The following is a 14,571-nucleotide window of genomic DNA, read 5'->3' as shown; positions in this document are numbered from 1 at the left end:
GGGTTCGGGCGGTTCACCTAGGCGGCGGTCATGGGTTTCGAGTTGAACGAGGCGGCCATGTGGCTGCTCGGTGTCGTCGGCGGGGCCGAATATCCTGACGGTGACGAAGAGGGGATGTGGCAGTTGGAGGCCGCCCTGCGCCAGGCGGCTACCGAGCTCAGGAAATGCCTGCCGGACGTGGCGAACGGGAAACGCAGTGCCGTCGATGCGTATCCGAGTGGCGACGGCATCAAGGCCATGACCGTCGCCTACGACAGGTTCGCTGACCACATTCCCGAACTCGCCGAGCATTTCGAGCAGTTGGCGGTCCAGGCCGGTGACGCCGGCGGCAGTATCGAGGCCGCGAAGCTCCAGATCTACAGCTCGCTGGTCTTTCTGGCCCTGGAACTCGCAGCCTCGAAGGCGTTCGGGCCCGCCGCACCGGCCATGGACATGGCGTCGTTCGCCGCGACTCGGTTTGCGCTGAGAGTTGTCGGGAATTGGCTGCGCTCGAAGCTGTTCGGCGCGGGTGTGCCGAAGTTGGTGGCCCGGTTCGCGTTGCAGTTGTCCGGCCACGCCGCGCTCGGTGGTGTGATGGGTCTGGCACAGGACGCCGGCGTTCAGCTGTGGGAGATCGGTCAGGGTCACCAGAGCACCGGGTACAACACGACGCAGACGTTGTCGGCGGCGGCCGCGGGTGCCGCGGGCGGCGCTGCGGGTTTCGGGTTCAGTAAGGGTCTACAGAAATTCAGCACGACGGGATGGGGCCTGGATCACCTGAACCCGGCCCGGATGTTCGCCGCCGACATCATCGGCAGCAGTGTCGTCGGCGGCGTGGCCGGCTGGTTGGGTGGCGCCGCCGTCACCGGAGACTTGACCTTCGACTACCGGATGTTCAGTTCGGGCGTCGTCGGTGCGGGTGTGTCGATGGGTGCACACCATTACATCGACTCCTGGGCCCATCTGAACCCAGGCGGGTACGCCGCCACGTTGAACACCCGAATAGGCCCGATGACCAAACTCGGGCTGAAACTGGTCCCGACGGAAATGCGTGGCGGGCCCGCCGGGTCCGCTAGCACACCCATAACGGTCAAGCGCGCCCCGGACACCCTGGCGCACAGCCAGCCGACAGAGACCAGGGCTTCGTCGAGCGAGACGAGCGGTCGCCAGTATGCGGGGGCGGCGCGCACAGAAGTCCGGATGGATTCCCGCCCGGTGGAGTCGTCCGCGCCGGGGGCGGACATCCGAGCCGAACACCCCGCGACAGCCGGAGGTGTTGCGGCCTCCTCGGTGGAACTTGTGGCAGCTGGGGCGGGTGGCGCCGGGCCGAAGAACGCCGAGGTGGCGACGGGGTCGGCAACAGATTCCGGATCGCCGTCCGCTGTGGCGGCTCATCCCGGCGCAATGGCTGGCCCCGCCCCGGACACGTCGACGGAGACCACGAGTCATTCGAGCGAGACGTCCGGTCGGCACTCCGAAGTGGCGGCATCGCGGTCGGATCCCCGGATATCCGCCGCAGGTCCGGCCAATGGATCCATGCCGGCTGGCGGCACTCGCACGGAACACGTTGCAGCGCGGCCGGATTCGGGTTTCGCGTCCGGTTCCCCCTCCGGTCTGGCAGCGCGTGCGGGCACACAACCGGCGCCGGGCTCCCCGCCGGCGGCGAATATCGCCGCCGCTCGCGAGGAATTCACCGCACCGAGCCCCGGATCGCCGCAGTCGGCGGGGCGCTCAGCCGAGCTTTTCGTGCCTCGGCGCGAGCCCGCGGCCCGGCCTCTGTCGTCCGCGCCGGGCCGCGAATCGGCATCCGCAGTGCCTGAAGCAGATACCCGCGGTACTGGGGCGCCGAAGACCGCAGCTATGCGGGGTCGCCATCCGTATGCGGAGAATATCGCGTCCACGACGCCTGAACCTGAAGGAAAGAATCGCGGGCCGTATCGGGGCAAGCACAGGAAGGGAGAGCCTGACACGTTCCAGGCGGAGCCGGCGCACACATCTGATGCTGCGGGTTCGTCCGAGGATGGTGGGTACGGGGGCGGGGAGGTTGGATCCGAGGGGAAGTATCGCGGGCCGTACCAGGGCAAGCAACCTTATGGAGAGCCCGAACCGCCTCGATCCGAGCGAGCGGATACATCTGGTGGGTCGGTGGATGAGGCGAGTGTGTCCTCGCGCCGTGGACATCGGGGCGAGGAGAAAGAGGCCACCACGACCCCCAGATACGAGGGAACTCGGCGCACAGCCGATGCAATGCCGCTCGTGGACGAGGTGCGCGCCCTCGCGATCGACTCGGACGACACGAAGCTGTTGCAGCGTGACCATTTCCGGGCGTTGAAGCTCGGCGGTTACGTCACGACCACCCGTCGGAAATTCACCGAACCGCTGTCGAACGATGCTTCGGAGGCGTACGCGAAGGCGTACGAGCTGGCGCTGTCCGGGGAGCTGGACATGTTGCGGCCCGAATACGCGTACTGGGAAGGGCTGGACAGCGCGATGTTCGGTACCACGATCGACATGGCGGTGCAGGTCCGCCGGTTGAACGTGGCGGAGCAATTGGAAATTCCCGAACCACGCCGACTGACCCGCGGTGGCTGGCTGCGCGCTGTCGAGGACTTGAAACCGCAACTGGGGAAAGAGCGCGCCCACGTGAAGACGCTCACCGGAGCGGAACAGCAAGCGGCCCAACAGCGGTATGACGACAGGCTGATGCTCCTCCGGGAGCTGGAGAAACTCGTCAGCGGTGTCCCGAGCGCCGCCCCCAGGCGGGTGTACCTGAATCCGGGGGCCGGTGAGCAGGACGACGACACCGATGACGATGCTCTGGTCGAGCAGGGCGACCTCGACCTGCCCGAAAGCACGGCGGATACCACGGATTCGCCGAATGGTCCGCGCGAGCACAACCAGTCCGATCCGGAGACCAGCGGCCGGTCCGGCGGTCGGCACGGTGATCCGGATTCGCGTGCGGAGCGGCCCGAGGAGAAGTTCGCGCAACCGGCAGGGCGTCATCATTCGCGGGCAAGCGCCGATCCTGGGCACGACCACGACCACGACTCGGCCGAACGCCGAACCGACCCGGACGACGCACACCGGCCGCAGGAGGAACCGGACACCGTCCTGAAGCAGCCGGAAACGTCGGACGATCGGCTGGTGTCGGACACGCCACGCCGGGGGCATCGCGGCGAGCCGAGCGACGACCGGCCTTGGACAGTGGGCCGACATACCGATGAGGAGTCCTTCAAGCGGGCCATGGTGGCGCCGCTCGAGGTGCAGGGGGTGCGGTTCAGCGGGCACCTGGAACATGGCGTGCCGGTCGAGGTGCTGCGCGAGGTCGTTCAAACGATCGAGACGGTGCGGGAGCGGTATGGTGATGTGCCGATCGCGAGTGTCCAGTTCAAAGACCTGAATCCGGACCTTGGCGCCGACGATTTTTCCGGGCGCGACGATTTGTCCGGCCCCGACGATTTCTCCGGACGCGCCGCTGATCTGCGGCTGCGTCCGGTCGAACCGCGGGGGTGGGGAGCGGAAATCCTGTTGGATGCGCGGATTCTGGCGGATCCTTTCGAGCTGCGGGTGCTCGAGGCAATGGCCGCGGAAGATGGCTCACCGCGGCTGCCCGGGGACCCGGTGCGGAAACTTATTCTGCGGCAGGTCGCCGAGGTGCTCGACATACAGGGCAACCGGGCGGCATGGGAGATGGCGCAACCGTTCGTCAAGCGGTGGTACCAGTACCTGCATGCCAACGGCCTGTTCGACGGGTCTTACCGCAACTTTGTGGGGCAGCTGTCCGAGGAGAGCTACGCGCCGTCGTGGTTCGGGATCCGGCGGCTGAAACCGGACGTGGCGTTGCGTGAGGCGTTCGTGGACGTGGAGATGCGCGGGATCGAGGTGACGCATCCGGCGTACGCGCTGTATCGCGCGCTGGAGAGCGCGCGCAGTGGCGAGCCGTGGGATATCGAGGCGGAGGTGCGCCGATTGCAGGTGGCGGCCGAGTTGGGGGTCGCCGAACCGCATCGGCTCACCGCCGCCGGGTGGGAGCAGGAACTGGCGCAGCTGCACACCCAGCTCACCGAAGAGGGTGCCGAGGTGCTGGAGTGGATGCAGACCCTCGAGCCACATGCGAAGAAGGTCGCGGTGGGGCTGCATCTCGGTCGGGTGGAGCATTTCGCGCGGCTGGTGGAGTTGGTGCAGGGTGAGCCTGTCTGGGCTGACGAACTGCCGTTGGACGGTTTCCGGTCTCCCGCCGGGGCGCATACGGACCTGAGCGTTCCCGAGTTACTCGCTCGAAATGATTGCGGGCCAAGGGTTTTGAAGGCGTTACGGGTATGGTTCGGGCCGGATGTCGTGGTCGTGGTGCCGCGGCGTGATGTCGGGTTGGATGGCATGTCGGCGGCGGAGTTCCAGGCGTCGGCGCGTGGAAAACTGCGTGCGATCGGTGGGTACGAAGCGATCGTGGCTCAGGTGGAGGGTATGCAGCCGGGGGCGGCGACGTTGGTGGTGGCGGAGTATGCCGGGCCGGTCGATGCGTATGGGGTGGGTGCGCACACCTATCTGGTTGTGAACGATGACGGGGTCGCCAAGATCCGTGATGAGCACGGGAATTCGCGGCCGTTCCTGCCACCGGACGGGCCGCGCACGGTGCAAGGTTTGTACGTCATCGAGTACGACCATCTCGGAGCTCCGCTGCATTCACTGGGCGAGGACCGGATGCCACCGGTGGCGCCTGGCGAGGGGCCGCGTTCGCGCATCGGTGCCGAGCCGTGGGAGGGGCCGGGAGGCACGCGGGACGGACCGGCCGAAGCCCCGAGACCGGATATCGACCTGGCCAAGGCCCAGCGGGCGCTCGCGGAGATGCGGGGTGGCGGGGACGCATGCCAGGTGGCGGCGCGCCAGTGGGAGTTCGCCGCGCACATCGACGAGCTGCTGCGCTCCGGTGAACCGCCGCAGGTCGAGGAAATCGAGCGGTTCAGCACGATCGGATATTCGGCAGAGGTGGTGGAGCGACTCATCTTCCACGCTGGCACCGAGGTGATCCACAAGGTGGTGTCCGACCCGCGACACGCGTACGCGGAGCTGCTGACCTCGATGCTCGGCGACGCGGTCGGGGCACGGGTGCCCGCGGTGCACATCGTCGGTGACCACGTCTACATGGAGGTTGTGCCCGGCAAGACCGCGGCGGACACGTATCCGCGCAACGCGTACCCGGAAGAGCTCTTGGACACCTCCACCGCCGTGCTTCTGGGCCTTCTCGACGCGCTGATATGCATACCGGACCGCAATTCCGAGAACTGGATGGTCGACCCCACCGGGGACGTGTGGGGAATAGACCACAGCCGTGCATATGTGGACTTTGATCCCGTGCGGTATGTGATCGGCCCCTTTGCCAAGCGCTTTCAGGACTACGGGCCGAATGATGAAATCCTGTGGAAGGACCACGACGTCACGCGATCCGAGGTGCTGGAGATTCGGCATCGGGTCGAACAGCTGCGCCCGGTGTTCCTCGCCCTCGGTCGGCGGGATTGGTACGACGTGACGCTGCAGCGGCTGGACGCGCTGGAGGAGCACGCTGCCGATGACGGCGGGTCCCGTCGGATTATCGCTCTTCCCGAGTCGCCCCCGTCGGCGCCTGGGGCGGGCACCCCGAATGGGACAGCGGGTGACGACTGGATTTCCCCGCGGGCGGCGCCCGGCGAGAGGTCGCAGCGGCGCAACGACGCAGAGCTGCCGTGGGAGGGACGGGGCGGACCGGCCAGGGCGAACCCACAACACCACATCGAAGGCCCACCGGCCGGGATCGGTCCCGATTCCGTTGGGGCGGTCCACGACGGTGTCGATATTGCCGGGGATGGACGTGGGGGCGGCGGACACGACGAAGCACGGGCGGTGGAGCCTGCGGCGGCCATGGACGAGATAGTCCCCGACAGCGACGCCGTTCGGTTTGCTACTGCCTTGAAAGCGGCGGAGTTGACCGACGTTCCGGTGCAGACTCTGGTGGCGACGCTGGTGCCCACGGCAGTCGAAGATGTAGTGAATGCGGCACGGCGGTGGGGGCCCATTGAGATCAACCGACTCGCCGACCACGCGGTGTACTTGGAATATTTCAATGCGGACAATCTGCCGAAGATGATTGTCGCAGCTGGGCGTGGTGCCCATCTGGACGCACTTCGAACGTTGATCGCGGCACATCCGTCGAAGTTCGCCCGATTGTACATGCGTGGCGGCAGTGTCGATTATGTATTGGTCGAACCGGACGCCACGGCGGTGCATCTGCGCCCGTCTTTCGTCGAGGCTCAGTACCGGATGGCAGACACATTCGACCTGAACGATGCTGTCGTGGCGAAATTCCTGGACCTGGCAGGCAGGGGCGCGATTCAAGGCGGACTCCGCGAGTGGCTGGCGAGGTCGGACAGCAAGCTGTCCATCGCCGCAATGTGGCAGCGGCTCGTGGATGGTGAGCCGGAGCCGTCGCACGATCGTCCCGAGCACGTAATGCGTCAGCTGGCTTTGCGGCAGGTCCCGCTTTCCTTGCCGAACCCGACGGAGCAGTCGGAACGCCAGATCGATCTGGCCGGCGGGATGGCGTACATCGTGGTCGCGATCGATTCCGACACTGGGAAGTCCGAACTTTCGCGACATCCGGTCAGCCTTGCTCATGAGGCGTTGCTGGCCCGCTATGACGATATGGCCGCGGACAGTCCGGAGTTGCTGGAAGAAAAGATTGTCGAGCTGCTGGAGGGCGGGCCGGTCCAGCTGTGGGACCGGCCGCCGCGGGAGGTTTCCGCGTTGCCCGAGCAGTCCGGGGGTGAGAAGTCGCGTGTCGATCCCCGGGAGGGGACCGACGATGGATCTGGACCGCCTGAGGAGCATTCGGCGGCGGTGGAACAGATTGCCGAGGCTCCTCGGGTGCCCGATGCCCGGCTGCGCGCCGAGATCGGCACCGCGTCCGAGACGCAGCTGTGGCTACTGCGTGCGGATGCGATTCGGCTGCGTGACGCGGCCGCCGCGCGCTACCGGCAGGTAGTCGGCGAACTGCCCGACAATATGGCCGAACTGCCCGACGATGTGGCCGAACTCGATTCGCATCAGGACGAGGCGGGCGCTCGGGAGATGATCGGAGCGCTCGAGGCGCGCCGGGATGTGCTGCGAGCCGCGGTGGGAATGCGGGGCCTCAACCGAAAGCTGTCGGCACTGCGCGAGTTGAACAATGCCGACCTTGATAGGTGGAATTCGGTTGTCGACGACGTAGACAGCTACCAGGTCGACTATTTCCAGGTGACGGGTTCGACCAAGCCGCTTGCCACGGACATGTTCGAACGCGAAATCGACGACATCCTCGTCGGGGATGCCGGTTCGGCTTTCCCGATCGATGTATCCCCACTGCGTGCCGAGTTGGCGACGTTGGAGCGACGCATCGCCAGCCTCTCGTACCACCAGGCTGTTCGGGAGCTGGTGGTGATCAGGGATGAGTTGGGTGCGCGGTTGGCTGCGCCGGTTGTGGAGGGCCTGCTGCAGCGTGATCCTGCTGGTGTGTCGCGTACTGCGCAGGTTGTCGAATTTCCTGGTGCGCCGCGTGGTCTTGTGGTGGTCGCCGAGCCGGGGCAGCATGTGCGGGCGTTGGCGGCGGCCGAACTTGCGCACCCGGATCTCGGTGGTGCGTTGTGGCGGTCCGATATCCACGTCGACTATGTGGAGACGCGTGTCCAATCGGACGGGTCGGTGCGTGTTCATGCGATTCCCGAGGCCGTGGCCGAAGGACCGTATCGTGCCCCGACGCACGACGAGGTGGACCGCGAGTTGACCGATTTCTTCCTTTCGTGGGTCGGGCAGATCAGGATGACCTACAACGAGTGGCAGTCTCTGCTCGGCCCGGACGTGTTTGTGGATCGTAATCCGATGGGGCTGCTGAAGTTCGACGGGTTGACCGAGTACGGCCATCGGATGGCCGCTGATCGCATGCTGCCGCCGTGGCATCCGGCAGAGTGTCTGATCGATCTGCATACCCGGCGGAACCCGTTGCCGCCGGTGCTGCGTGATGATGTGGCGGTGGGCGGGCATCGTGACGCGACCGGTGTGCCGGTGGTGAGTGATCCGATGCGGAATCCGGTGGCGGTGGATCCTTCGTGTGTGGTGGGGGCGTTCGAGGATGCCACGCGTCTCGGGTTCGAGGTGCAGCAGCCGGTTCGGGTGGATGGCCCGGTTCCGCCGACGGCTGTCGCGTGGGGAGCGGGGGCGCATCACGAGCGGTTCGATGGTGGTCTCGGCGAGGTCGCGGAGCTCGTGGCGAGTTTGGGGGCAGGTGCGGGAATGTTGGCGAATATCCTGCCGGTCGGTGCCGAGGTTGCCCACCTGGTTGTGGTGCATAACGACGCTGGGCGGGTCTGGATCCATGATCGGCGGGCGGCGCGACCGAAGATGGTGCTGGATCCGGAGAATCCGCCGTTCGCGGTGCAGATGGTGCATGGTCTGCTGCTGCCTCGCGGGGGCGGGGACAGTACGTTGGAGTCGCGGCAGCTGTGGCTGGGCCGAGGTATTACTCCCGCTGATCCGGATATTGCGCGTGGGCGGGCGTCGCGACCGATCGATGCCGGCGCACTGCCGGCCGACGATCACACCGGTGCCAGGCCGCACCTGGAGCCGGCCTTCGCCGACCGGGTTCGGCAAGCCTTCGCCTCCGGTGAGCCGACTGTCGAAGTGTTGGCCGAGCGACACAACCGGGATCAGGCACGGCGGGTGGAGAAGCTCACCTTCCCCGACGACACCGTCCTGATCCGCAAGTACGTGTGGCGGCAGGAGCATGCCGAGGCCGAGTATCTCGCGGCACTCACAGCGGCGGCGCTCGGCGCTCGTGTCCCAGCCGTGCACGTCGAGAACGATGCCGTTTACATGGAGTATGTGGCTGGGCGCACTGGACTCGACCTCTACTCCGATATCCCCGTGGAGTTGCGAATGCAGCTGGGGCAGGCGGGCATCCATGTGTCGACGACCGGGGGCCGACTGCTTGGCATGTTCGACCGGGTGGCCGGTAACAGGGACCGCAACCGCGAGAATTGGATTGTCCACCCCGAGCATGGGGTATACGGGATCGACCACAGTCACGTATTCCGCGGCACCTCGAGCAGCGTTTTCGGCAAGCGGTTGCGGAAGTTCCTCGGGCAGTTCGGCATTCGCTGGCTCGACCCCGATCTGCCCGGCTTCGGGCCGATCCATGAGCGCCTGGACCTGCTGTGGCCGGAATTCGAACGGCTCGGTCGCGCCGACTGGCACTACGACATGATGGGTCGCCTCGCTGAGCTCCAAAATCGCGTCGCCGACAGGGGGCGGTTGCGGTTGGAGTACGACCTGGCGCGGGCGCAGGCCCAGGAGAAGGGCGACGAGCGAACCTACCAGACCCTCGACGCCAAGATCCGGCGTGCCGACCGAACCTGGGCGGCGCGGATGCAGGAGACGGCGGACGAGGAGACAACCGCCGTCAAGGCGGTGCGCCGGGCTCGGCAGCTGGGGGTGCCGCTCGGGCCGCTGCACCGGCCGAACAACCCACTCGAAGGCGCCCACGATCCCGGCGACGCGGCATGTGGCCTGTTGGCCGGCCAGGCGGCCAACGACTATTACCACGGCATACGCGGTGGGGATCGGGTCTTCGACATGCCGGCCCTCACACTCGATGCCGACGGCTTGCCGTGGGCTGTGTTGTCGTGGCGGGCAGGCGGACACCCCGAATTCTTCGGCCACGGCGCGGCAGGCCACGAAGCGATTGCCGCCCGCCTGCTCGGCGCAGCGGACGGCAAGTCTCATCGCTACGTCTCCGAGTCGACACGGCTGAAGAACTCCGGGCGTGGCATGCTGCTCATCGACACCCAGCAGGCGGACAGTTCGCCGACCCCGGCTCATTCGTACTTCGTCGTCAACCACGACGGCGAACTGCTGCTATTCGACTACGGCGGCCGGTTCATCGGCGAGTTCGACCCGGAAATGCCACCGCCCGGTTCGTGGTTCACGCACGGCATCGAACTCGACGCGTCCGGAAACCCGGTGCGCCCCATCGTCACCGACCTCGACGCCGAGCTTCCCGCGCCCAAACCGGGCGAGCCACGCGGGCGGGAGCTCGGCAATATCGGTCGACTGCCCGATCCGGAAGGGGCGGAGCAGCAGCCGATGTTGTCGCACGCCACGGATGGCCCAGAGACCGGAGGGCCCGAGCACGTGGCGCGCGGAGCCGGAACCACCTGGACCGACGACTCGGGTCGCCTGCGCTATGAAAACGACTACGGGACCGAGATCCGAGGAGTCGCAGGCACCGTCGACAGTGATGGGATCCTCCACGCGTTCATCGATGCGGGGTCCGGCACGCCGTCGGGCCGGGAGATGTTCGGTGATCTGTGGGATGCGGTGGGCGACAGGGTCCAGGCCCTACACACTGATTGGCCGGGCGGTGGAATGGGGGACAACCTGGCCAGTTTCAACGCCGGAATCCAGGAGCTGTACCTCACGCCCGAGGACGCGGCGCGCAACACGTTCAGTGGGCGGATGGCGACTGAGTTCGGGCTCACCGAAGTGCAGATCCTTGCCGTGGAAGGCAAACTCGGCGAGGCATCCTGGGCCATGGTGCGGTTCGCTCGACCGGAATCGCCGGAGCCTGTCGATATTCTTCCGTTCGGTGAGGTGGTGCGGGCGGCAGCCGACGGCGTCGACGACGCCGGTCTGACCGAGTTGCTCCAGGGTCTCGAGCAGCAGTACGGTCCGTTCCAGCTGGCCAGCCTGCGTGCGCAGCGCATTACGGACCCGGAGACGTTGGCGGGACATTACAAAGCGCTGGAGCGGGATTCGCGCCCGGTGACGGGCGTGCTCGTCACCGCCGATGTCGTCGACGACAACCACAGGCCGGTAGGGTTCACCGAAGCCGCACTCGTCGCCGACAACCGGGATCGTCTCGTGGTCCACCTCGGCTATGTCATTGTGCACGAAGGCTTTTCCGGACGCGGCTTCTCGCCCGCGCTGCTTCCCGCCATCGAGGAGTACTGCAGGCGTTCCGGTGCCGCCTGGATATGGTTGCGGACCTCCGGCGATGGCGGTGCCGCCTGGGCGAAGGCTGGATTCGACTGGTTTCCCGAACCGTCGGTGCTGCGCGGCTCGGTCGACGGAGTTCGGCAACGCCTCGAGAATGTCCGCCGGACCGCGGTGCCGGCGGACCAGGCCCGGCTCGGCAGTATGCTGCGCCGATTCGACACTGCCCGCTCCGTCGCCGACTACCCGACGCCACGTGAACTGGCGACCTTGTCCGGTATCGACTCGAAACTGGGCGACCGGGTGATGCGAGGATCGGAATGGACCGGCATCAAGCGGTACCTCGTCGAGGATAGTGCGCAGGGTCGGGCATCGCGACCGGTCGATGCCGGCGCACTGCCACCCGACCAGGCCGACGAGCCGGTACCAGGATCGGACGGTGAGCCGCCCGCGGTGATCGATTCTGTCGCTTTTGCGGCGGATGATTTCGGTGCTGATCCGGCCCGGGCCGAAGATGCCGGTGGTGGGCCGACATTGGATGGTCCTCCGGACGATGTGGGGGCTGCCGCTGAAGGTGAAGTGGCGGCGTACTATTCGAGTGATCCGAGTACCGCCCCTGGATTCCTGGACAGAGATATCGAATCCCAGATCCACGAATTGGAGCGGGCGATCGGAATCCGAACCGATGCCGAGCGGGCGCTCGAGCTCAGCCTCTTCATGGAGGACAAGTTCCGTGAGGTCGCTCTCGTGTCCGGGCAGGCCCGGCCGGAGACCCTTTTCGACGGTCCTGAGGGCTGGGCGAGCTGGCTCGACGCCCGGCTGTATGCCCGCAATCATCTCGACCAGGACCTGACGGTGGAATTTCTGGAGGAAATCCACCGTCGACTGGCTGTTCGGCACCATCCGGAGGTCGCCGGGCAGATAATCGCACCGAGACCATGGGGTGCCGGCGTTCTGCAATGGCCTCCGACCAGCAGCGAAATCGCTGCGATCCAGCAGAACCCACTGCTGTCCTACGGCCAGGGGCCCATCGACAACCCTCCTTACGGGATCGTGCTGGACCACAAGGTGGGAGGGCATCCGGCAGCGCGTGAGATGCGCATACCTGAGGCGCCGCTGACCGCTGCAGAGTTGGCCGCTATCGAGGCGGACCCCGTGCGTGGATTCAAAGAGCCGGTGCGGACCTTTCCGCACGGGATCATCGTCTATCCAAGTTTCGGCAGCAGGGAAGCCGCCCGGATCTATCTGGAATCTGTGTTCTCCGCGGCGAGAGAGCCCGGCTACGATCCGTACCGAGTCGCCGGAGAGCTGCAGCAACGGTTGGTCAGTGCGCATTGTTTCTCGAGGGATTTCAACGGTCGGCTCTCCAGAATCGCGATGAACTTCGCCTTGGAGAAGGCGGGACTGCCGCCCAGCGCCATTGTCGAATTCGAATGGGACGTTGTGACGTCGCCACCGGAATGGGCCGCCATCGTCGAGCACGGAAGCAACCGATTCGGCGAGTGGGCGCGCACACTCGGCGAGCGGGGGCCGGACCTCGACCCCGTGGCAATGTCCGGTCTCGAACAGATACGGGAGCGCTACTGGCAGTCGGGCGGTACCCCGTCTCCGTTCGTGCCCGACCACTGGCATGACGGCAATCGGTACAAACAATTGTGGGCGCAGCTGCACGGAGTTCCCGCACTCGAACCCGGGGCCATCGGCCAGGATTCGATTTCTGAGGTGAGTGAGCAGAACAGCAGCATTGGGGAGTCTGGTCGGCCGCAGTCGCCGACCGATCCATCCCACACCGAGACACCGCAGCCCACGCGGCCACCGGACGAGTCGAGGCTCGACGTGGGCGCTGCAGCTGAAGGTGAAGTGGCGGCGGACTATTCGAGTGCGCGACAGTTGCGGGAGGAGCTGCATGGAGACACCACGCCCTCCGGTGATTCACCGGCATCGGTTCGCTCGCTCATCGATCGGCATGAGAGCACCGGTGCCGATTCGACGGCCGCAACGCCGCACAGGGATACGGCGGAGGCCGCTTCCGCGCATTCGGATCCCGAGTCGGAATCGCTTCGATCGTCGAGTGCGGCGAGGTCGGGAGAAGACGCCGAGGACCGCTCTCAGTCGGTGCGTACGGATGCGGACGGTGGTCCCGATCAGCAGGCAGTCGGCTGGCGTCGGTACCGCATGCAGGATGAGGTCGAGCTGGCGCGCGAACTGTACAACCGGCCGGAGAGCAGGGCTGCGGCGGTCGCGATGCTGGACCGGCTCCGGGAGGTGAACGCGGGTCTGTTCCCGGATAAAACGCTGGAGGAGATCGACGCTGCTTTCTACGCGCACACAAAGCCTGAGTCGGGCGGCATGGTGTTGCCGACGGTGTCACTGGAAGAGCTGCGCAGCGACGGGAACCTACGCGAGATCATCTCGGCCGTATTGAACGCGAGGTTCCGTAATTTGCAGAGCGGAAATGCGTCGGGCACAACATTTTGCGAAGGTATCGCTCGCCTGCTGGACCAGCCCGGATGGGAGGAGAAAGGCACCGCGCTGGGACTGGATGTCGCCACGCTGGGTGCACTCCGCGAGACGATTTCGACGCAAAATCCTGGTCAGCCGATCACCGCGAAGGCCGTCAACGACGAAACGAACACAGGCCGCAGCCGCGGCCTCGACTCCAGGTTGCTCGATGAGTACGAGAGAAGCCGTGTCGCGCGTCGCGATCGGTCGCCGGAGGAGAAGCGGCGCAAGAATTTCACGGTGCGGGACTGGGATTTGTTGGGAATGCCATTGTCTCGCCGCGAACTCGAGGCGATTCCCGGCGGACTGGAACTATTGCATATCGACAAGCTCGATCCAGGTCGTGACCTTCCCCATGACGCTCACGGACGCATCGACGCGGATGTACTCGAAGCGCAGCTGCGGTCCGAAGACCCCTCGGTCGACTACGTGCTGCCGATCTACACCTACGACGAGCACGTCCGGCGAATCAGAGACGACGACGGCTTGTGCATCGTCGACAGAATCGAGGTCTACCGTCGTGTCGGAACGATCGCCCCCGAAGATGTCCCGCACCTCGACCACACCAGATACGTGGTGCCGCTGCCATGGGAACCTGGTGCAATCGTTGTCGACTTCCATCCGGACAGTGAATACTTTCAGAAAATCGCTGTTGAGGGTGGGATTCCGATCGCGGCGGCAATATCGGGCACCGCCGCCAGGCTGATGGACACGCTCGGACTGCTGCAGCCCCCCGACGTGCCGGAGCGCGACTGGATTGCCGCGACGATGGGTTTCCTGATGCCGCACCACCATACGCTGTTCGAGACGGTGCAAGGCCTAAGACTGCAGGGGGTCCGGGTGGTGGCCGAATCCGCGGTCCTCGGCCGCGGATTCGAGGGTCTGTTTCAGGCAGTCGACGATGCGGTTCGGCACCTGCCAGAACACGACATCGAAGGCCCACCGACCAACCAGGGCAACCGAGACGACGACGTTCCCGCACTCGAGCCAAGGGTCTTCCCAGAGTCCGGGGATTCGGATGCACCGCTTGCCGCGGAGCCGGCCGATCCTCGGTCGGACAACAACGCCTGATCCGCACGGAGACTGGTCTTCGGA

The 14,571-nt window shown here is 66.1% G+C and carries 1 protein-coding gene; it reads left to right on the top strand.

Going from position 1 to position 14,571, the window contains the following annotated elements; translation table 11 throughout:
• Nucleotides 1-30 precede the first annotated feature (30 nt).
• A complete protein-coding gene (locus tag ACLMAJ_RS17800) occupies nt 31-14,547 on the top strand; it encodes a GNAT family N-acetyltransferase (RefSeq protein WP_412014840.1) in 14,517 nt (4,838 codons plus the stop codon).
• Nucleotides 14,548-14,571 lie beyond the last annotated feature (24 nt).

Source organism: Nocardia arseniciresistens, from assembly GCF_046764875.1.
GTDB lineage: Bacteria > Actinomycetota > Actinomycetes > Mycobacteriales > Mycobacteriaceae > Nocardia > Nocardia arseniciresistens.
This window is presented reverse-complemented; position numbering and strand designations above follow the sequence as displayed.